Source organism: Bradyrhizobium sp. A11 (assembly GCF_042077125.1).
GTDB classification, from domain to species: domain Bacteria; phylum Pseudomonadota; class Alphaproteobacteria; order Rhizobiales; family Xanthobacteraceae; genus Bradyrhizobium; species Bradyrhizobium japonicum_B.
On sequence record NZ_CP149509.1, the window covers coordinates 1336322 to 1356420 of the forward strand.

A 20099-nucleotide genomic window follows, 5' to 3' on the forward strand; every position below is an offset into this window, starting at 1 on the left:
GGAGTGCCCCATGTCCCCGCCGCTCAACCGTATCAACAGCGATGAACGCCTGCCGGCACAGGTGGACGTCGTCGTCATCGGCGGCGGCGTCATCGGCGTCTCCGCGGCCTACCATCTGGCGAAGAAGGGGCATTCGGTTGCTCTCGTCGAAAAGGGCCATGTCGGTGGCGAGCAGTCGAGCCGCAATTGGGGTTGGTGCCGGCAGCAGGGCCGCGCGCGCGAGGAGATTCCGCTGGCGCGCGAGGCGCTGCGGCTCTGGGAGGACATGCAGAACGACGCCGGCGTCGATGCCGGTTTCCGCCGCACCGGCGTACTGTTCCTGACCAAGAGCAAGGACGAGCTCGCAAGCTGGGAGCGCTGGGCCGCGGTCGCGCGCGAGATGCAGGTTCACTCCACCGTCCTGACGCCGGCCGAAATTGCCGAGCGCATGCCTGGGAATACCGACACATGGGTCGGCGGCCTGCACACGCCAAGCGACGGCCGCGCCGAGCCGTCGATGGCCGTGCCCGCGCTCGCGGCCGCCGCGCGAAAACACGGCGTCACCATCCACCAGGGCTGCGCCGCGCGCGGGCTGGAGACGACCGGCGGGCGCGTGAGCGCCGTCGTCACCGAGAAGGGCACCATCCGGACGCAAGCCGTGCTGCTGTCGGGCGGCGCCTGGTCGTCGCTGTTCTGCCGGCGTCACGGCATCGAGCTGCCGATCGGTCTCGTCAACGCCACCGCATGCCGGACCACGCCGGGACCGGAGATCACCTCCGGCGCGCTCGGCACGGATTTCTATTGCATTCGTCGCCGCCTCGACGGCGGTTTCACGCTGGCGCTGCGCAACCGCGGCACGGTCGAGCTGTCGCCCGACCTGTTCCGCTACGCGCGCACGTTCTGGCCGACTTATCTGCATCGCAAGAACGGGCTGAAGCTCTCGTTCGGCAAGTCCTTCTTCGAGCAGATCGTGCGCGGCACCAGCTGGAGCTTCGACAAGCCGTCGCCATTCGAGGCCGAGCGCGTGCGCGATCCCGCGCCCGACATGTCGCTGGTCAATGCCGCACTTGCCTCGTTGATCAAGGCAAATCCGGAGTTGAAGGACATCGAGATCGCGGAAGCCTGGGGCGGCACCATCGACTGCACGCCCGACACGATCCCCGTGATCTCGCCGGTCGATGCGCTGCCCGGCTTCTTCCTCGCCACCGGCTTCTCCGGCCACGGCTTTGGCATCGGCCCTGCGGCCGGCAAGCTCGCCGCCGACATCGTCACCGGTGCGACGCCGCTGGTCGATCCCGCCGCCTACAGCCACAAGCGCATGATCGACGGCCGGCGCCTGGCGCCGGTCAGTCCGTTCTGAGGACCGCATGACGGTTCTCTACAAGGCCAACATGGAGCGCGGCGCCGAATGGGCGCGCTTCTTCGCTGAGCGCGCGCCCGACGTGCCGTTCCGGCTCTGGCCCGACATCGGCGACCCTGCCGCGGTGCGTTATCTCGTGGCCTGGGTGCCGCCGGACCATCTCGCGACGGCCTTTCCGCACCTGGAGCTCGTCTTCTCGGTCGGTGCCGGCGTCGACCAGTTCGATGCCACGACAATTCCGGCGCACATTCCGCTGGTCCGCATGCTGGAGCCCGGCATTGCCGAGACCATGGTCGAATACGTCACCATGGCCGTGCTGGCCCTGCATCGCGACCTCCTGCATTTCATCGGCCAGCAGAAGGAGCAGGTTTGGCGTGAGATTCGGATCACGCCGGCGAGGCGCCGGCGCATCGGCGTGATGGGGCTCGGCCAGCTCGGCCAGGCCGTGCTCGAACGCCTCAAGGCATTCGGCTTTCCGCTATCGGGCTGGAACCGCTCGCCGCGCGAGATCGAAGGCGTGACCTGCTACGCGGGCGCGGATGTGCTGCCAAGCTTCCTTGCGCAGGCCGACATTCTCATCTGCCTGTTGCCTCTGACCGACGAGACCCGCGGCATCCTGAACGCAGACCTGTTCGCGCGCTTGCCGCGCGGGGCGGGGCTCGTCAATGTCGGCCGTGGCCCGCATCTGGTCGAGGCTGATTTCCTTGCGGCGCTCGACAGCGGCGCCTTGTCGGCTGCGGTGCTCGACGTCACCGATCCCGAGCCGCTGCCCCCAGGCCATCCGTTCTGGAGCCACCCCCGCATTCTGCTGACGCCGCACAATGCCAGCATGACGATGCCCGATACGGCGGTCGATTTCGTGCTCGACGTGATTGCGCGCCACCGCCGCGGCGAAGAGCTGCCGGGACTTGTTGACCGCACGCGTGGATATTGAGGGCGCGATGATGGTGAAAACGTTGGTGCAGCCGCAGGCTCCTCTTACCTCTCCCGCTCTTGTCCGCCGAAGCCTTGGCGAAGGCGGATGCGGGAGAGGTCGGCGCGGAGCGCCGGGAGAGGGTTCTCTCCTCTTGGAGGTTCTCGCTTGCGGAGGCACCCTCTCCCCAACCCTCCCCCGCAGGCGGGGGAGGGGGCGCACCGTCCGTGCGGCAGGCGTTGGAATCCACGCATGAGCAACAGCGCGACGAGACCAGACCAACTCGCCGCCGGCGCGCAGGAGCCCGTGCTGTCAGTCGCCGGCCTCACCACCTCCTTCATGCTCGAGCGACGATGGATTCCCGTCGTCCGCAACGTCTCCTTCGACGTCGCGCCGCGCGAGACCGTGGCGATCGTCGGCGAGTCCGGTTCGGGCAAGAGCGTGACCGCGCTGTCGATCATGCGGCTGATCCCGCAGGAGATCGGCCGTGTTGAGGGACGCGTCACGCTGGCCGGCCGCGAGCTGCTGACGCTGCCGCAAGTGCGCATGAAGGATATCCGCGGCAACGACGTCGCCATGATCTTCCAGGAGCCGATGACGAGCCTCAATCCGGTGCTCACCATTGGCTTCCAGATCGCGGAAGCGCTGATCCAGCACCGTGGCCTGTCGCGTGCGGCGGCGGAAGCGGAGACCGTGCGCCTGCTCGATCGCGTCCGCATTCCCGCGGCAAGGTCGCGCTTCCACGAGCATCCGCACCGCTTCTCCGGCGGCATGCGCCAGCGCGTGATGATCGCGATGGCGCTGGCCTGCAAGCCAAAGCTCCTGATCGCGGACGAGCCCACCACCGCGCTCGACGTCACCATCCAGGCGCAGATCCTCGAGCTCCTGAAGCAGCTCCAGCAGGAGGAGGGGATGTCGATCCTCTTCATCACCCACGACATGGGCGTGGTCGCCGAGACCGCCGACCGCACCGTGGTGATGTATGGCGGCCAGGCGGTGGAGACGGATACGACGACGCGCATCTTCGAGACGCCCTCGCACCCCTACACCCGCGCGCTGCTCGCCGCGGTGCCGCGGCTCGGCTCGATGGACGGCCGCGCGCGGCCGATGCGGTTTCCGGTCGTCGACAAGGTGACGGGGGCCTCGGACGAGCCGGCGGAGACGCCCGACACCGTCTCGACGGCGCAGCGGCCGCTGCTCGAGGTCGCCGGCCTCACCACGCGCTTTCCGATCCGTTCCGGATTGTTCGGCAAGGTCTCCGGCCGCGTCCATGCGGTCGAGAACGTCTCCTTCACCTTGCGGGCCGGCGAGACGCTGGCGCTGGTCGGCGAGTCCGGTTGCGGCAAGTCGACCACGGGACGCTCGATCCTCAAGCTGACCGAGCCGGACAGCGGCACCGTGCTGATCGACGGCCAGGACGTCCTCGCCATGAAGGGCCGCGCCTTGCGCGACGTCCGAAAGCACATGCAGATCGTCTTTCAGGATCCGTTCGCGAGCCTCAATCCGCGGATGTCGGTGGGGACGGCGATTGCCGCGCCCTTGCTCGCCAACGGCCTCGCCACCGCATCCCAGGCGCGCGACAAGGTCGCCGACCTCCTCAAGCGCGTGGGTCTTTCCGCCGACATGGCCGCGCGGTTTCCGCACGAGTTCTCCGGCGGCCAGCGCCAGCGCATCTGCATCGCGCGTGCGCTCGCGCTCGGGCCCAAGCTGATCGTCGCCGATGAAGCGGTCTCCGCGCTCGACGTCTCGGTCAAGGCGCAGGTCGTCAATCTGATGCTCGACCTGCAGGCCAGCATGGGCCTTGCCTATCTCTTCATTTCCCACGACATCGCGGTGGTCGAGCGCATGAGCCACCGCGTCGCGGTGATGTATCTCGGCGAAATCGTCGAGATCGGCCCGCGCGCCGCATTGTTCGGCAATCCCCAGCATCCCTATACCAAGAAGCTGATGGCCGCCGTGCCGGTGCCCGATCCCTCCCGTCGCGGCACCCGGCGTGACGTGTCGAACGACGAGATCAGAAGCCCGGTGCGCGCGCCGGACTACCAGCCCCCGGTGCGGCACTATCGCGAAGTTTCGCCCGGCCACGTCGTGCAGGCTTGGGGCGAGGAGTGGTCGGGCTGACTGCGAGCTCCGCATTCTCCGGAAATCGTGAGCGGATGGAGCGACAGGGAACAGCGGCATGTGAACCGCTTCATACTCCTTCACTCCCTTTCTGAACTACCACTTCCGCAAGAAATTGCCGCACCCGGACCTGATTGACGAACACGGGTGAGATGCAATGCCTGCGCAGCCGCGTGCTCGCAGCTTTGGGTTGGCTCCTCGTCTTGCTCACGAGCAAGCCAGCCCCATCACTCAGCACAGATTTTTCAGGAATTGGAATCAAGGGCATCGAGAAACGCGTCCTGGCAGATTCCATTCGGGTCGGCCGGTAGGCTGCCACTTACTCAGAAGGAGCCCCCGATGAAGATAAGCAGCGCATTTTCCAACGCATTTTCCCTCACAAGGCAGGTCGGCAGTCTTCGGATCCCTCGTTCCCGTCTGATCAAGTCGGCCCATCTCCTTGAAAGAATTGGACTGGCAGCCGTTGGAGCCTCTTGCGGCCTCTATGTGGGTGCGACCCTGTTGCGTCAGAAAGGCGGACTGTTTGAAAGCGGCTGGATCGTGCTGATAACAATGCTCTACGGAGCTCTCAGTTATTATGTCGGCATCGACTTGGCCGGCAATGTCGCACGGAAGTCGACATCGGGCATCTCGGAAGAATGGAACGGTTCCGAGCCGATCGAGATCATGAGTGCAGCCGGAACGTTTAGTGCAGCGATCGCCGCGACTCTGTCCGTCAGCATCCTTGTCCTTGATCAGAATCTGCCTAACGGCCTGATAGCCTTTGTAGCCGGCTGTTGGGTGGTTGGTTCTTCGCTTCAGGTTGCGGCGGGCACGATGGCTCGCAACGACGAAGCGCCCATCAACGAGCAATGAAGGACGTGCGCTCACGGAAAAGCGTCCGCTTGACATCGTACGTCAGCACAAGCCGCAGTGTTGGTTCGGCTTCAGGTCTGGAATGAGCAATGACGACTCATCGCAACCTCTGCTGTCCAACGCTGCGCGCCAGCGATGTTTGGTAGCGCAGCCGTTCGTATCGAGCAGTATCCCGATCGAAACCGTACCGGTACTGAGTAACCTAGATTTTCGCGCAACAAACAAGACGTGCGATCATTGCGGCGTTGGGATATTCTTCCCGCGCGTCCGTGGTCCAAAATTCTGCTAACTGCCAGTCACAAGATCGGTGGGAGCCATGCAGATTGCGGAGTGGCTCGAGAAGCTGGGGCTTGGGCAATACGCGGAGCGTTTTGCCCAGAATGGCATCGATGTGGGCATCCTCCCCGAACTGATGGACGAGGACTTTGACAAGCTCGGGGTGCTGCTCGGTCATCGCCGCAAGATGCTGCGTGCCATTGCCGAGCTCGATCCAGCCGCGTTGATCGCGTCGCCGTCTCCTCCTCACGACGCCGAGCGGCGCCACCTCACCGTTATGTTTTGCGATCTGGTCGGATCCACTGCACTCTCAGCGCGTCTCGATCCCGAGGATCTGTGGGAAGTGATCCGGGCCTACCGCGTCGCATGCGCGCGCGTCATCGCCGCTTACGACGGCAGGATAGCGAGGTTCGTCGGTGACGGAATCCTCGTCTACTTCGGTTATCCGCGCGCCCACGAAGATGATGCGGAGCGCGCAGTGCGAGCGGGCCTCGATATCATCGCTGCGATCTGCCAGCTCAAGACAGGCGCGGGCGAACGGGTTGAACTTCGGATCGCAATTGCGACCGGGCTCGTGGTGGTCGGCGACCTCATCAGCGGAGACGCGTCAGAGGAACACGCGACCATCGGCGATACGCCGAACCTCGCTGCCCGGCTGCAGAGCCTGGCGGAGCCGGGGGCGGTCGTCGTTGCTTCATCGACACGCCGGCTGCTTGGCGACCTCTTCACCTTCCGCAATCTCGGCCGCCGCGAGGTCAAGGGGATAAGCGAGCCCATCGCGGTCTGGGCGGTGGAAGGAGCGAGCGCATCTGAGAGCCGCTTCGAGGCGGTCCGCGCCGCGCGCTCGATCGGCTTTGTCGGCCGCAAGGACGAGATCGAATTCATTCTCTCGCGCCAGCGGGAGGCATGGCAGGGCTTGGGCCAGATCGTTTTGATTTCCGGCGAAGCGGGCATCGGCAAGTCGCGCATCGTGGCAACATTGTCCGAAAGCCCCTCGCTGGGGACACACCGTCGGGTGCGGTATCAGTGTTCGCCTTATCACACCAACAGCGCACTTCATCCCTTTGTCGCGCAGCTCGAGCGCGCCGCCGGAATTCGCTTGCACGACACGCCAGAACAGAAGCTCGACAAGCTCGAGGCCATGCTGGCGCTGGGAACCCAGCAGGTCGCCCGAGCAACTCCGCTGATCGCGGCTCTGCTTTCGATTCCCATTGGCGACCATTACCCGCCCCTCGGCTTGAGCCCGGCGCAGCAGCGGAGACAGACGTTTGCCGCCCTTCTCGATCAGCTTGAGGGATTGGCGCGAGGCCAGCCTCTGTTGCTCATCTGCGAGGATATGCATTGGGCCGATGCCACGACGCTCGAACTGTTCGATCTCGCGGTCGATCGGATCAGGGCCCTGCCGATACTTGTGCTCATGACATCCCGGCCGGAGTTCGAGCCCTCCTGGTCGGGCCTTGCCAACGTCAGTCTGTTGCGGCTCGACCGGCTCGACCGGCAGGACACGCGCGCGCTGGTGGAGCAGGTAGTCGTCGGCCGCCAGCTGCCACGCGAGATGATGAAGCAGATCATCGACAAGACCGATGGCATCCCGCTGTTCGTCGAGGAATTGACCAAGATGGTGCTGGAGTCCGGCTTGCTCGTCGAGGATGCCGGACGCTACCGGCTGAACAGTCCGCTGCCGCCGCTTGCCATCCCCGCGACGCTGCAGGATTCGCTGATGGCGCGGCTCGACCGGCTCGCTCCGGTCAAGGAGGTGGCACAGATCGGCGCGGCCATCGGCCGCGACTTTTCGTACGCGCTGCTGAAGACCGTGGCAGGACGCGATGATCTGACCCTGAGCGCTGCGCTGGAACAGCTTGAAGAGGCCGAATTGCTCTTGCGCCGTGGGACTCCGCCCGAGGCAAATTATAGTTTCAAGCACGCCCTCGTTCAGGAAGCGGCCTACGAGAGCCTGCTCAAGAGCAAACGGCAGGTGCTTCACACCCGAATTGGCGAGATCCTGCGCGAGAACTTTCCAGCCGTCGCCGAGACCGAACCGGAAGTCCTGGCGCATCACTTCACTGAGGCGGGGCTGAGCGAGGCCGCCCTCGAATGGTGGCGCAAGGCGGGCCAGCAGGCACTGAAACGCTCGGCCTATTCCGAGGCGATCGCGCATCTCGGCAAGGCCATTGCGATCGCCGATCAGTTGCCTGACGAGCCGCGCCGGATGATGAGCAGGCTGCATCTTCAAATCGCATATGGTCGTGCACTCAGGGGCAGCCTCGGTCATAGTGCTCCCGAAACGGTCGCGGCATGGACGCGTGCCCGCCAGTTCGCAGCCGATATCGATGATCCCGTTGAGCTGGCGCCGGTGCATTCGGGACTCTTCAATGCCTGCCTGACGCAGGGCGAACTCGCTCCGATGCGGGAGCTGGCGGACGCCATCAGGAGCGCCGCTGACCGGCGACCGGACTCGCCGGTGGCCGCCGTCGTTGCCCATTGGACGGGCGGCGTCACCTGCTGGTTCGCCGGCGATTACTTGACTGCGAGAACGCATCTCGAGCGGGCGCTGGCGATCTATGGTGCCGAGCCGGATCCCGCAACCTTCAGGGCTTCGGCGCTGGATCTGCCGTTCGTGATCATGAGATTTCTTGCCCTGGTGCTCTGGCCGCTGGGCAGCACCGCTCGTGCGTGCAGGCTCGCCGCGGAAGCGGTGGGTGCTCCGGCAGAAAAACGAGCGCTGTCCCAGGCCAATGCGCTGGTTCATCGCGCAGTGTTCGACGGGGTATGCGGGGGCATGTTGCAGCAAACAGAGACGATCCTGGCGCTCGGTCTCGCGCGCGACCACACGATGCCGCTATACGTGGCCGCGGGCACCTACCTGAATGGCCTGGCCAAGTGGCGTGCCGGCGACCGAATGGCCGGACTGGCGGACATGCGTCACGGCTGGACCTTGCTGCGCGAGAACGATTGCTATCTCTGCGAACCGTTTTGGGGGATGCACGTCGCCGTTGCGAATGCAGAGCTGGGCCAAGTCGAGACCGGGCTGGACATCCTGAACGAATTGATCGCCGGCACGGCACAATCCGGCCAGCATTGGCTTGATGCCGAGCTGCATCGAGTCCGCGGCAAACTCATGTCGCGCCATGATCCTTCGGACGAACCCAGTGCCGAAGACGCCTTCGAACGAGCGCTGGACATCGCGCGACACCAGCAGACCAGGACTTTCGAGCTGCGCAGCGCGCTCGAACTTGCACGGCTGTACAAGACAAATGGCCGAGCGGATGCGATATCCCGGGTGCTCGATCCCGTGCTTGCTGAATTCGAGGCGGAGCGAAATCTTCCGGAGTTGGTTGAAGCCAGGGAGCTGCTCACGCAGGCGGATGAGGCACGTGACGCTTCCCCTGGCCGGACGTCCTGGGGCAGGGGATGACGCTCACGAATTGACGTGCACGAAATCCCGCAGCAGCGGATAGATCTCGTTGTTCCAGCGCCGGCCTGAGAACACGCCGTAATGGCCGACGCCGGCCTGCATGTGGTGGACGCGCCGATAGGCGCGCACGCCGGTGCAGAGATCCTGCGCGGCGAGCGTCTGGCCGATCGAGCAGATGTCGTCCTTCTCGCCCTCGACCGTCATCAGCCCCATGCGGCTGACGGCCTTGGTGTTCACGGGACGGCCGCGGTGCATCAGCCTGCCCTGCGGCAACAAATGTTCCTGGAACACGTCGCGCACGGTCTCGATGTAGAACTCGGCCGGCAGATCCATCACGGCGAAATATTCGTCGTAGAAGGTCTTGATGGTCGCGGCCTTGTCCTTCTCGCCCTTGGCAATGTGGTTGGCGAGGTCGAGATGCTGCTTGATGTGGCGCTCGAGATTCATCGAGACGAACGCGGTGAGCTGCACGAAGCCGGGATAGACCTTGCGCAGGGCGCCGCGGCATTGCACCGGCACGTAGTTGATCAGGTTCTGCTCGAACCATTCGATCGGCTTGCTCTTCGCGAATTCGTTGACCCGGGTCGGCTGGATCCGGGTGTCGATCGGACCTGCCATCAGCGTCAGCGTCGCCGGGCGCGAGGGATGGTTGTCCTCGCACATGATCGCGGCGGCGGCGAGCGCCGAGACCGAGGGCTGGCAGATCGCGACCATGTGCGGGCGCGGCCCGAGCTGGCCCAGGAAGTCAATCAGGTGCTCGGTGTAGTCGTCGAGCCCGAAGCGGCCTTCGCTGCGCGGAATGTCGCGCGGATTGTGCCAGTCGGTGATGTAGACGTCGTGGTCCTGCAGCAGCGTCTGCACGGTGCCGCGCAACAGCGTCGCGAAATGGCCGGACATCGGCGCCACCAGCAGCATGCGCGGCTGCTCGCCGACCCCGTCTTTCTTGAAGTGCAGCAGCGAGCCGAACGGCGTCGCGTAGGCGATCTCCTCGGTGACGGCCACTTCGCGATTTCCCACCGTTACGCGCTCGATGCCGTAGGCGGGGCGGTGATAGGTCAGGGTCGAGCGTGAGATCAGCTCCAGCGCGGCCGCGAGCCGGCCAATGAGCTGATCCGACATGCCCTGCGGCACCAGATTGAGAAACTTGAGCGCGGACGAGGCCCCCGCGCGCCACGGCGCCGTCAGGTCCATGTGGTTCTGAAAGGCCTGATAATTCATCGACATCATAACTGGAACGCCCACCCGTCCCGCATTGCTATGCAATAACGACGCCAAACCGGGCGGCCGGACCGCCTGCAAAATTGGCACGTCGCTTGCTGCTCACGTCACGGCAGGCACGGGCACATCCGCGAGCCGGCGGAGAGGCGGGATCAGGGAAGGGCCATATGGCGAAGGCGACACTGACCATCAGCAGCAAGAATTATTCGTCCTGGTCGCTGCGCGGCTGGCTGCTGGCGAAATTCTCCGGGCTCGATTTCGAGGAGATCGTCACCGCGCCGGACGATCCGTCGGCGCGCGCGGAGATCCTGTTGCTGTCCTCGTCGATCCTGGTGCCGTGCCTGCGGCACGAGGGCGCCGTGGTCTGGGACACGCTGGCGATCGCCGAATATCTCAACGAGGTGATGCCGGCGGCCGGCCTGTTGCCCGATGACCGCATCCAGCGCGCCCATTGCCGCTCGATCTGCGGCGAAATCCATTCCGGCTTCACCACGCTGCGCGCCTCGCTGCCGGTGAATCTGAAGGGACGTTTTCCCGGCTTCAAGGTCTGGTCGCGCGCCCAGGCCGATATCGACCGCGTCTGGTCGATCTGGCGCGACTGCCTGGAGCGGTCGGGCGGCCCCTTCCTGTTCGGCGCCCAGCGCACCATGGCGGATGCGATGTACGCGCCCGTGGTGACGCGCTTCGTCACCTACGACGTCAAGCTGGAGCCGCAGCTGCAGGCCTATGCCGACGCCATCATGGCGATGCCCGAGATGGCCGAATGGATCGCAGCGGCGCGGGAGGAGCCCGCCGAGATCGAGGAGCTCGAGGTCGAATATTAGGCAGCGCTGGCGGCCTTGCCTGTTTCGGGGGCGGCGCCGACCGCGGCGACCTGAGCGCTCTATGCCCTTGCCAGCATTAACCTTTGGCGCTCTCGTGCGGCCGACGCCGTGCGCCGCGCCCGCACAGATATTGTACGCACCTGCCCTCACCGCATCGACATCTAGCCGTGAACAGCTGCGTACACGGCCATTCGGCTGATTCGGGCGCGATTCGTTCGGGCCGCGTTCCGTTCGTTAAAGCGGAGCGCGGCGCCGTTGCATTTTGGAACAGATATGGGGCTTCAGGCGGCCCCGCGATGCTTCACGCGCGGCAGGCGCCAGCCGATCACGGTGGCCTCGACCGCGATGCCGGCTTCGTGGTTCTGCCAGCGTCCCTCGACATAGCGGCAGGCGAACGGCAATTGATACGTTCCGCTGTGGTCCTCGCACAGCACTTCAAGCGCCAGGCCCGGCGGCGGTTCTCCGGCGCCGTCGAATTCCGCCAGTCGTCTATCGCGCGTTGCCATTCCGAAAATCTCCCCTAAACAAAGCCGCGGAACGAGCGCCCACTTCCTCCGCGTGCGGATCATCGTTCCCCGTCCGAGGGAACGGCGCAAGCTCAACGCGAGAATGCGGTACGAGTGTGGTAGCCTTTCCCGGCTGTGCGCAAAAAGCGCACATTGCCGTGATCGATCGGACGAGGAACCCTTCATGCTGCTTCGAAACGCCGGCATATGTTTCGCGATGTTGCCGCTCGCAACGCTGGCACATGCGCCGGTGCACGCGCAGGACGTGCCCGGCATCGAGATCTGCACGGTCGAGAAGACCATGGAGCGGCGCACCTCCTGCCTGCAGAGCAATGTCGACTTCCTGCAGAAGACGATCACCAAGCTCAATCTCGATCATCAGCAGAAGCTGGACGCCGCCAACCGCCAGATCGACGCGCTGAAGACGAACCTCGCCGGCCTGCAGAAGACGCTTCTCGACCTCCAGGCCGCCCAAGCGAAGACGGCCGAGGATATCAAGAAGAAGCAGGACTCGCCGCCGGCCAAGGACGCGAAATAGCGCGCCGTTCACGCCACGCGGTAGCGCTCCATCACGCCGCGATCGGGCTCGTAGCCGAGCCCGGGGCCGGAGGGCACTGCGACATGGCCGGTGGCATCGGCATCGATGCGGCCGCCCCAGAGGCAGGCTTCGCGCTTGAGATGAAACATCTCCACAAGCCCGTCGTCGCGCGTCGCCAGCAGATGCAGCGTCGCGAGCAGGCCGGGGCCGAAATAAGGCGAGTGCGGCACGATCTTGACGCCGCGCCGATCGGCGAGCGCGGCGACCTTCACGAATTCCGTGATGCCGCCGACCTTGGTCACCGACGGCTGGGCGTGGCTCACCGCGCCCGCCTCCATCATCTGGCGGAATTGATACTCCGTGCAGGCATTCTCGCCGGCGGCGATGTCGAGCCCGCCTTTGCTGCGGACCTCGGCCAGCGCGGCAAAGTCTTCCGGCGGCCATACCGGCTCCTCCAGGAACATCGGCCGCGCGTCGCGGCACGTCGTCGCGAACGCGATCGCCTGCGCGGCCGTGAGCGGGCAGTTCATGTCGACCATCAGCGGAATGCCGGGCCCGATCGCCTCGCGTGCGGCGAACACCGCAGGCGCCGTGGTCTCGTGCAGCTTGATCGCGCCATAGCCGAGCGCGAGCGCTTTCCTGCATTCGGCGGCGATGTTGTCGGGCGTACCGATCCGCAGCAGGCTCGCGTAAGCCGGAATGGCCGTGCGCCTGGTCTCGCCGAGCAGGCGATGCACCGGCACGCCCTCGATCTTGGCGGCAAGGTCCCACAGCGCGATGTCGAGGCCGGAGATCGCGAACATGGTGATGCCGTAGCGGCCGAACAGATGCAGATTGCGCTGGATCTGCTCCATGACGGCGGGGATGCCGGCGGCATCGGGCACCTTCAGCCCGCGGGCCTGCGGTGCGATCATCTCCTCGACCGCGTTGCGCGTGGTGCGGGGACAGACATAGGCGAAGGCGTCGCCCCAGCCGGTAAGTCCGGCATCGGTCGAGACCTCGACCAGCACCATGTCGAGCGCGGTGATTGCGGAAGCTCCCTGGCGGAAGCTCGCGACACCGGAATCATAGGGAATGCGGATATGGTGTGCCCGCACATCGGTGATGTCCATGACGCGGTTCCTCCATGCTTTCTGGTGAGCGGTTCTTTCGGGAATGTAGCCGTGAACCACCGGGCGTTGCCAGTGGCGATTCCCGGTCTATCCTCATGCCGGGACAGCAATGCCGATCAAGCGAAGCGGCCGATGGCCTGCGCATCATCGCCGCGCTTCGAACGAGGGTTAGCCGCCATGAATCCAGCGCAGCGCGCGCTCTGGTATATCGAGAGTCATCTGGCCGAGCCGATGACGCTGGACGACATCGCTGCGGTCTCGGGCGTGTCGCGGTTCCACATCGTGCGTGCGTTTGCCGCAGCCACGGGTCTTCCGGTGATCCGCTACGTGCGCGCGCGCCGGCTGACGGAGGCCGCACGCAGCCTTGCGAACGGCGCGCCCGACATCCTGTCGCTGGCGCTGGAGGCGGATTACGGCTCGCACGAAGCATTCACCCGCGCGTTCCGCGACCAGTTCGGTGTCACGCCCGAAGCGGTGAGGGCGGCGACGTGCGTCAGCCAACTCAAGCTACAGGAGCCGATCCTGATGGATTCCACCATGCTCGACCATCTCGCCCCGCCGCGTTTCGAAACCGCAAAGGCCTTCCTCGTCGCCGGTCCCGCCGAGCGCATCGCCTGCGACAACGGCGCCATGATCCCGGGCCTGTGGCGGCGCTTCCATCAGGAGGTCGCCGACATTCCCGCACGTGTCGGCCAAGGAAGAGATCAAGGGAAGGATCAAGTCGCTTACGGCGTCTGCTGCAATGGCGACGATGCCGGCAATTTCGACTACATCGCCGGCGTCGAGGTCGCCGATTTCTCCGATCTGCCGCGCCGCTTCGCGCGCATCCGCATTACCGGGCAGCGTTATGCGGTGTTCACCCATGCCGATCACGTCGCCTCGGTCCGCCGCACCGTCAACACGATCTGGAATCAGTGGCTGCCGGCATCGGGTCTCGAGGCCGCCGACGCGCCGAATTTCGAGCGCTACGGCGCGGCGTTCGATCCCGTAACCGGCAATGGCGGCTTCGAGATCTGGGTGCCGGTGAGGGAATAGAGCTTCCGCAACGCTGGCATACCGTCCCGCTTGCTTGGCAAGCCGCAGCGACTTTGCCATAACCGCAGGCAAAGCTTGCGTGTGGAGCCGTGCCGGACATCCCGTGCAAGTCATAACAAGCCGGGAGGATCTCACGATGCCTGACGTCCGCGTTCTCGCCACCGACCTCGAATTTCCCGAAGGGCCGGTCGTGATGCCGGACGGCTCGGTGGTGCTGGTGGAAATTCGCGGCCAGCGCCTGACCCGCGTCCATCCCGACGGCCGCAAGGAGATCGTCGCGAAGATTCCCGGCGGCCCGAACGGCGCCGCGCTCGGCCCCGACGGCAAGATCTACATCTGCAACAATGGCGGCTTCTCCTGGATCCCGACCCGCAACATGATCATGCCGGGCCCGCAGCCGGACGACTATCTCGGCGGCTCGATCCAGCGGGTCGATCTGCAATCCGGCAAGATCGAGACCCTCGTGACCAAATGCGGCGCGCACGATCTGCGCGGGCCGAACGATCTGGTGTTCGACAAGCAGGGCGGCCTGTGGTTCTCCGATCTCGGCAAGCGCCGCGCACGCGACATGGACGTCGGCGGCATGTATTATCTCAAGCCCGGCATGACCGAGCTCGTCGAGATCGTGCACGGCATCCTGCCGGCGAACGGCATCGGGCTGTCGCCGGATGAGAATACCGTCTATATCGCGGAGACGCCGACCGGCCGTCTCTGGGCCTACGAGCTTTCCGCGCCCGGCACGCTGAAGCCGCGCGATGTGATCTATCGCGGCGAGCGGGGCAAGCCGATCTGCGGCCTCGGCGGCTACCAGATGTTCGACTCGCTCGCGGTGGAGGCCGGCGGCAATGTCTGCGTCGCCACGCTCGTGTCCGGCTGCATCTCGGTGATCGCGCCCGACGGCACCCTGGTGGAGCAGGTCCCGACCGGCGACCGCGTCACCACCAACATCGCCTTCGGCGGCCCCGAGCTGAAGACCGCCTACATCACGCTGTCAGGCAAGGGCGAGCTGGTCGCCATGGACTGGCCGCGCGGCGGATTGCCGCTCAATTTTCTTAACAAATAAACGGTGCTAGTGACCGTCATTGCGAGCAAGCGAAGCAAGTATCAGACCCTCACCCTGAGGAGCGCGCCCCTAGCGCGCGTCTCGAAGGGCGAGGCCACCAGCCGGGCCTTCATCCTTCGAGACGCGCGTTCCGCGCTCCTCAGGATGAGGATCTGGCAGTTTGGCTGCTTCGCCGCACAAAGACAACGGAGAGAGACTTCAATGCCCTGGCCCGATCCCATCACCCTGCGCGGACAGCACGCCCGTCTGGAGCCGCTGTCGCATCAGCATCGCGAGGGGCTGGTCGCGGCCGTCAAGGACGGCGAGCTCTCGAAGCTCTGGTACACGGCGGTCCCGACGCCAGAGGGCATGGCGAAGGAGATCGACCGCCGCCTGGGCCTGCAGGCCGCGGGCTCGATGCTGCCCTTCACCGTGTTCGATGCCGCCGGCAACATCGTCGGCATGACGACCTACATGAACATCGATGCCGCCAACCGCCGCGTCGAGATCGGCTCGACCTGGTACGGCAAGAGCGCGCAGCGCGGCCCGCTTAACACGCAGTGCAAATTGCTGCTGTTGCGGCACGCCTTCGAGACGCTGAACTGCATCGCGGTCGAGTTCCGTACGCATTTCTTCAACCACCAGAGCCGCCGCGCCATCGAGCGTCTCGGCGCCAAGCAGGACGGCATTTTGCGCAGCCACCAGATCGCGCCGAACGGCACGCTGCGCGACACCGTGGTCTACAGCATCACCGCCGCCGAATGGCCGACGGTGGAGGCGCATCTCGAATTTCAACTCAACGACAAACCGCGCTAGCCATGATGCGCCCCGATCTCTCCGTGAGCTCGATCACCTCTCCCATGGAGAGAGGTGTCAGCGTGCGCGGCTGCAATTCATCCCATATCGAGACACGCTAAGGGCGGCCGAAGGACCATGGACAGATTTGATTATGTGATCGTCGGCGCGGGCTCCGCAGGTTGCGTGCTCACCAGCCGGCTGAGCGAAGACCCGAACACCAGCGTCTGCGTGCTGGAAGCCGGTCCGTCCGACTGGCATCCCTACATCCATCTGCCGGCGGGCTTCATCAAGACCTTCCATATGAAGAGCATCAACTGGGCCTATCAGCAGGAGCCCGGGCCGTGGACCGGCGGGCGCAGCATCTATGCGCCGCGCGGCAAGACGCTGGGCGGCTCGTCCTCGATCAACGGCCACATCTACAATCGCGGCCAGCGCATGGATTTCGACACCTGGGCGCAGATGGGCAATCGCGGCTGGGGCTATGCCGACGTGCTGCCCTACTTCCGCCGGCTGGAGAAGCGCGTCGGCGAGGGCGAGGACACCTATCGCGGCCGCGAGGGCAGCCTCACCGTCACCACCATGGACTGGCGCGATCCGCTCTGCGAAGCCTTCATGGAAGGCGCGGTCTCGCTCGGCATTCCCCGCAATCCCGATTACAACGGCAAGACCCAGGAAGGCGTCTCCTACTGCCAACGCACCATCGAGAGGGGCCTGCGCGTCTCCGGCTCGACCGCGTTCCTCAAGCCGGCGATGAAGCGGCCGAACGTGCATGTGCGCACCCATGCGCACGCAACTGAGATCATCTTCGAAGGCAAGCGCGCCGTCGGCGTCCGCTACAGCAAGGGCGGCCGCGGCGGCACGCCGGTGGAGGTGCGCGCCAACAAGGAGGTGATCCTGTCCGGCGGCACCTACAATTCGCCGCAGCTGTTGCAGCTCTCCGGCATCGGCTCGCCGGATCTGTTGCAGCAGCACGGCATCGCGGTGCGTCACGCGCTGCCGGTCGGCGAGGGCCTGCAGGACCATTACGCGCCGCGCACGGTGGCGCGCGTCAAGGACATCAAGACCATCAACGAGCTGCGCCGCGGCGTCTCGCTGTGGATCGAGGCGCTGAAATGGGCGACCTCGCGCCGCGGCCTGCTCTCGCTGTCGCCGACCATGGTCTATTGCTTCTGGCACTCCGGCGAGAGCGCGGAGAGCTCCGATTTGCAACTCACCTTCACGCCGGCGTCCTACAAGGAAGGCGTGCAGGGCCAGCTCGAGGACGAGCCCGGCATGACGGTGGCCTCCTGGCAGCAGCGCCCGGAGAGCCGCGGCTATGTCCGCATCCGCTCGTCCGATCCGTTCGCGCCGCCGATCATCCAGACCAATTATCTCGACGCCGAGCTCGACCGCCGCGTCATCGTGGGCGGCATGAAGCTCGCGCGGCGCCTGCTGAAATCCGCGCCGCTGTCGCCCTATTACGCCTACGAGGATTTCCCCGGCCCCAACGTCAACACCGACGACGAATTCCTGCACGCCGCCACCGAGCGCGGCACCACCACCTTCCACCCCGGCTGCACCTGCCGCATGGGCCCGGCGGATTCCACCTGGGCGGTCGTCGACGACCAGCTCCGCGTCCACGGGCTTGAGGGCCTGCGCGTGATCGACGCCTCGGTGATGCCGCGCATGATCTCGGCGAATTTGAACGCTTCGACCATGATGATTGCCGACCGCGCCTCGGACCTGATCCGGGGCAAGCAGCCGATGGAAGCCGCACGCATCCCGGACGCAGCGGTGGCGTAGGAGGTTGCGGTGCCCCGGACGCAGCGCAGCGCTTCTTTAGGGGTGCGTTGCAGAGCCGGGGCCCATCTATCCACGATCTCCACGTGACGTCTGGGTCCCGGCTCTGCGCGGCAGCGTTGCACGCTGCAGCGCGTCCGGGACACGCGCTCGCTCGCAAGTCTTGCGAGTAACGTAGGGTGGGCAAAGCGAAGCGTGCCCACGCTTCTGTTGCGATGTTGTAGAGGTGGCGGGCACGGCGCAAGTGCGCCTTTGCCCACCCTACAAGCTTGCTGTGTCGCTCTCGCGTCAACCCCTCCATGCAAAAATATTCCCCTTTACCGAAATTCGGAATTGCGGCATAGATCGACACAGCCCGGCCCGACGAAGAGGGGCGGTTCGCGAGTCGTTCGAAACGCGGGCCGGGTTGCGGTGGACGCGGCAGCGTCGGCACGAGATGGGATGGGCAGGGCGGGTAGTCCCTGTGAGCCCGAAACCTGCGTGCGGACGAACGGCGCTGAGCGCGTACGGCAAAACCGTGTGGTCCTGGCCGTCGTTGCTACGGTCAAGCTCTTGCGAAGGTGCGAGCGAGCCCAACCGGGCAGACTGCATCATCCAATTCGCGGGGCGAGGGAGGCCAGAAGGAAAGTTCGGCTCCCGGGAGAGCACGGCATAAGCCGTCCGACCATCGCGCAGGGAAGGCCGAGTGATCGGCACCACCTGTATGCTGCTGTGCGGTTCTTCTGCGTGTGCATTTTGCGCAGCGGACCGCGGGTGCGTTGTCAGCACCCGGCCTTCCCTGCGCCCTCTTCATTTTGGGGCGAGGAATGAGAGCAAAGCTCGGGCGACATGCGCCGCGAGGCCGCGAAGGCGTGTCTGTATCTACACAATCGCTGTCATCGCCCGCGAAGGCGGGCGATCCAGTATTCCAGAGGCCGTTGTGATTGAGCCGACAGGCTGCTGCGTACTGGATTCCCCGCCTTCGCGGGGAATGACACCGGTGATGGGAGCGATAGCGGACGCTATCGCAAGCAAGTTCAAGCCTCACACTTCCCGTCGGCTCAGGAACGCCAGCCGCTCGAACAGATGCACGTCCTGCTCGTTCTTCAGCAGTGCCCCGTGCAGCGGCGGGATCAGCTTGCGCGGGTCGCGTTCCCGCAGTTGCTCGGCGCTCATGTCCTCGTTGAGCAGCAGCTTGAGCCAGTCGAGCAGCTCCGAGGTCGACGGCTTCTTCTTCAGGCCGGGCACCTCGCGCACCTCGAAGAAGATGCGCAGCGCCTCTTCCACCAGGCGCTTCTTGATGCCGGGAAAGTGCACGTCGACGATGCGGCCCATCGTGTCGGCGTCGGGGAACTTGATGTAGTGGAAGAAGCAGCGGCGCAGGAAGGCGTCCGGCAGCTCCTTCTCGTTGTTGGAGGTGATCATCATGATCGGGCGCTGCTTGGCCTTGATCGTTTCGCCGGTCTCGTAGACATGGAATTCCATGCGGTCGAGCTCGAGCAGGAGGTCGTTCGGGAATTCGATGTCGGCCTTGTCGATCTCGTCGATCAGGAGCACCGGGCGCTGCTCGGCGCTGAACGCCTCCCACAGCTTGCCGCGCTTGATGTAGTTCCTGATGTCGGACACGCGCGCATCGCCGAGCTGGCTGTCGCGCAGGCGCGACACCGCGTCGTATTCGTAGAGGCCCTGCTGCGCCTTGGTGGTGGACTTGATGTGCCAGGTCAGAAGCGGCGCGTTCAGCGCCTTCGCCACTTCCTCCGCCAGCACCGTCTTGCCGGTGCCGGGCTCGCCCTTGATGAGGAGCGGGCGCTCCAGCACGATCGAGGCGTTGACGGCGACCTTGAGATCGTCGGTCGCAACATAGTCCTTGGTGCCGGTAAATTTCATCGCGCGTCCTTGTTGGTCGTCGTCGTGAGGCAATGCCAATGTCGCTGCCTTGGTCACGACAAGCGAACGGCCGCTCATGGCGGCCGTTCCTGGTTCGGTCAGGCTTTCAGACCCGTTTTATCAGCGAAAGGATGACGAGCACAATCACCGCGCCGATGGTGGCGTCCACGATCGCGCCGACCGTGCCGGTCGCGAGCTGGATGTGCAGCTGGGGCAGCACCCAGCTCGCAACCAGCGCGCCGATGATGCCGACGACGATGTTGCCGATCAGCCCAAATGCCGCCCCGTGGACAATCTTGCCCGCGAGCCAGCCTGCGATCGCGCCGATGATGAGCGCTGCGAGAATTCCCATTGCATACGTCCCCAAGACAACCCCGTGAGGACGCCAATTCTAGAGCAAAAAGCGCTTGGGTCCACGCTGAATCGCCGCGCTCGCGCTTCACCTCTCCCCAGCGGGGAGAG

The 20099-nt window shown here is 65.3% G+C and carries 16 protein-coding genes; 11 read left to right on the top strand and 5 right to left on the bottom strand.

Annotated features, from left to right (window positions below; all coding sequences use genetic code 11):
* Positions 1–10: 10 nt before the first annotated feature.
* From WI560_RS06165 to WI560_RS06185, 5 genes are all read left to right on the top strand, one after another.
* A complete protein-coding gene (locus WI560_RS06165) occupies positions 11–1339 on the top strand; it encodes an NAD(P)/FAD-dependent oxidoreductase (RefSeq protein WP_375307284.1) in 1329 nt (442 codons plus the stop codon).
* 7 nt (positions 1340–1346) lie between these two features.
* On the top strand, positions 1347–2273 hold the full coding sequence (locus tag WI560_RS06170; RefSeq protein WP_375307285.1) for a 2-hydroxyacid dehydrogenase: 927 nt from the start codon (positions 1347–1349) through the stop codon (positions 2271–2273).
* Between the two features lie 231 nt (positions 2274–2504).
* Positions 2505–4373 carry an ABC transporter ATP-binding protein gene (locus WI560_RS06175; protein ID WP_375307286.1) on the top strand — a complete coding sequence of 623 codons (1869 nt, stop codon included), beginning with the start codon at positions 2505–2507 and terminating at the stop codon, positions 4371–4373.
* Between the two features lie 339 nt (positions 4374–4712).
* A complete protein-coding gene (locus WI560_RS06180) occupies positions 4713–5228 on the top strand; it encodes a hypothetical protein (protein ID WP_375307287.1) in 516 nt (171 codons plus the stop codon).
* Between the two features lie 316 nt (positions 5229–5544).
* Positions 5545–8919, top strand: a complete 3375-nt coding sequence (locus tag WI560_RS06185; protein ID WP_375307288.1) for an adenylate/guanylate cyclase domain-containing protein — start codon at positions 5545–5547, stop codon at positions 8917–8919.
* 3 nt (positions 8920–8922) lie between these two features.
* On the opposite strand, the gene WI560_RS06190 is transcribed toward WI560_RS06185, so the two are convergent.
* The gene (locus WI560_RS06190) at positions 8923–10146 is read right to left on the bottom strand and encodes a polyhydroxyalkanoate depolymerase (protein WP_375307289.1); all 1224 of its coding nucleotides are present in this window, start codon (positions 10144–10146) and stop codon (positions 8923–8925) included.
* 158 nt (positions 10147–10304) lie between these two features.
* On the opposite strand from WI560_RS06190, the gene WI560_RS06195 reads away from it, so the two are divergent.
* Positions 10305–10961, top strand: a complete 657-nt coding sequence (locus WI560_RS06195) for a glutathione S-transferase family protein (RefSeq protein ID WP_375307290.1) — start codon at positions 10305–10307, stop codon at positions 10959–10961.
* A 281-nt stretch (positions 10962–11242) separates the two neighbouring features.
* Here the strand turns inward: WI560_RS06195 and WI560_RS06200 are convergent, their stop codons facing one another.
* Positions 11243–11467 carry a hypothetical protein gene (locus WI560_RS06200; RefSeq protein ID WP_257176967.1) on the bottom strand — a complete coding sequence of 75 codons (225 nt, stop codon included), beginning with the start codon at positions 11465–11467 and terminating at the stop codon, positions 11243–11245.
* Positions 11468–11651: 184 nt separating this feature from the next.
* Between WI560_RS06200 and WI560_RS06205 the strand changes: the two genes are divergently transcribed.
* Positions 11652–12005 (top strand): hypothetical protein, encoded by a 354-nt coding sequence (locus tag WI560_RS06205; protein WP_375307291.1) that lies wholly within the window; start codon positions 11652–11654, stop codon positions 12003–12005.
* Positions 12006–12013: 8 nt separating this feature from the next.
* On the opposite strand, the gene WI560_RS06210 is transcribed toward WI560_RS06205, so the two are convergent.
* The gene (locus WI560_RS06210; protein WP_375307292.1) at positions 12014–13117 is read right to left on the bottom strand and encodes a mandelate racemase/muconate lactonizing enzyme family protein; all 1104 of its coding nucleotides are present in this window, start codon (positions 13115–13117) and stop codon (positions 12014–12016) included.
* 177 nt (positions 13118–13294) lie between these two features.
* Between WI560_RS06210 and WI560_RS06215 the strand changes: the two genes are divergently transcribed.
* The 4 genes from WI560_RS06215 (at position 13295) to WI560_RS06230 (ending at position 17774) form a co-directional block, all read left to right on the top strand.
* Entirely contained in the window at positions 13295–14152 is an 858-nt protein-coding gene (locus WI560_RS06215) for a GyrI-like domain-containing protein (RefSeq protein ID WP_375307293.1), read from the top strand.
* A gap of 136 nt (positions 14153–14288) precedes the next feature.
* Positions 14289–15215 carry an SMP-30/gluconolactonase/LRE family protein gene (locus WI560_RS06220; RefSeq protein ID WP_375307294.1) on the top strand — a complete coding sequence of 309 codons (927 nt, stop codon included), beginning with the start codon at positions 14289–14291 and terminating at the stop codon, positions 15213–15215.
* Between the two features lie 201 nt (positions 15216–15416).
* Complete coding sequence (locus WI560_RS06225) at positions 15417–16010, top strand: GNAT family N-acetyltransferase (RefSeq protein WP_375307295.1); 594 nt, start codon at positions 15417–15419, stop codon at positions 16008–16010.
* Between the two features lie 117 nt (positions 16011–16127).
* Complete coding sequence (locus WI560_RS06230; protein WP_375307296.1) at positions 16128–17774, top strand: GMC family oxidoreductase; 1647 nt, start codon at positions 16128–16130, stop codon at positions 17772–17774.
* A gap of 1020 nt (positions 17775–18794) precedes the next feature.
* Here the strand turns inward: WI560_RS06230 and WI560_RS06235 are convergent.
* Both WI560_RS06235 and WI560_RS06240 read right to left on the bottom strand, forming a co-directional pair.
* Complete coding sequence (locus tag WI560_RS06235) at positions 18795–19637, bottom strand: AAA family ATPase (protein ID WP_375308784.1); 843 nt, start codon at positions 19635–19637, stop codon at positions 18795–18797.
* A 106-nt stretch (positions 19638–19743) separates the two neighbouring features.
* Positions 19744–19989, bottom strand: coding sequence for a GlsB/YeaQ/YmgE family stress response membrane protein (locus WI560_RS06240; RefSeq protein ID WP_375307297.1), 246 nt, complete (start codon positions 19987–19989; stop codon positions 19744–19746).
* Positions 19990–20099 lie beyond the last annotated feature (110 nt).

Bases quoted from the DNA above. Each gene is read 5' to 3' on its own strand.
- WI560_RS06235 (WP_375308784.1), bottom strand. From the start codon at position 19,637: ATGAAATTTACCGGCACCAAGGACTATGTTGCGACCGACGATCTCAAG.
- WI560_RS06170 (WP_375307285.1), top strand. From the start codon at position 1,347: ATGACGGTTCTCTACAAGGCCAACATGGAGCGCGGCGCCGAATGGGCG.
- WI560_RS06205 (WP_375307291.1), top strand. From the start codon at position 11,652: ATGCTGCTTCGAAACGCCGGCATATGTTTCGCGATGTTGCCGCTCGCA.
- WI560_RS06230 (WP_375307296.1), top strand. From the start codon at position 16,128: ATGGACAGATTTGATTATGTGATCGTCGGCGCGGGCTCCGCAGGTTGC.
- WI560_RS06225 (WP_375307295.1), top strand. From the start codon at position 15,417: ATGCCCTGGCCCGATCCCATCACCCTGCGCGGACAGCACGCCCGTCTG.
- WI560_RS06190 (WP_375307289.1), bottom strand. From the start codon at position 10,146: ATGATGTCGATGAATTATCAGGCCTTTCAGAACCACATGGACCTGACG.
- WI560_RS06195 (WP_375307290.1), top strand. From the start codon at position 10,305: ATGGCGAAGGCGACACTGACCATCAGCAGCAAGAATTATTCGTCCTGG.
- WI560_RS06215 (WP_375307293.1), top strand. From the start codon at position 13,295: ATGAATCCAGCGCAGCGCGCGCTCTGGTATATCGAGAGTCATCTGGCC.
- WI560_RS06180 (WP_375307287.1), top strand. From the start codon at position 4,713: ATGAAGATAAGCAGCGCATTTTCCAACGCATTTTCCCTCACAAGGCAG.
- WI560_RS06175 (WP_375307286.1), top strand. From the start codon at position 2,505: ATGAGCAACAGCGCGACGAGACCAGACCAACTCGCCGCCGGCGCGCAG.
- WI560_RS06240 (WP_375307297.1), bottom strand. From the start codon at position 19,989: ATGGGAATTCTCGCAGCGCTCATCATCGGCGCGATCGCAGGCTGGCTC.
- WI560_RS06165 (WP_375307284.1), top strand. From the start codon at position 11: ATGTCCCCGCCGCTCAACCGTATCAACAGCGATGAACGCCTGCCGGCA.
- WI560_RS06200 (WP_257176967.1), bottom strand. From the start codon at position 11,467: ATGGCAACGCGCGATAGACGACTGGCGGAATTCGACGGCGCCGGAGAA.
- WI560_RS06220 (WP_375307294.1), top strand. From the start codon at position 14,289: ATGCCTGACGTCCGCGTTCTCGCCACCGACCTCGAATTTCCCGAAGGG.
- WI560_RS06210 (WP_375307292.1), bottom strand. From the start codon at position 13,117: ATGGACATCACCGATGTGCGGGCACACCATATCCGCATTCCCTATGAT.
- WI560_RS06185 (WP_375307288.1), top strand. From the start codon at position 5,545: ATGCAGATTGCGGAGTGGCTCGAGAAGCTGGGGCTTGGGCAATACGCG.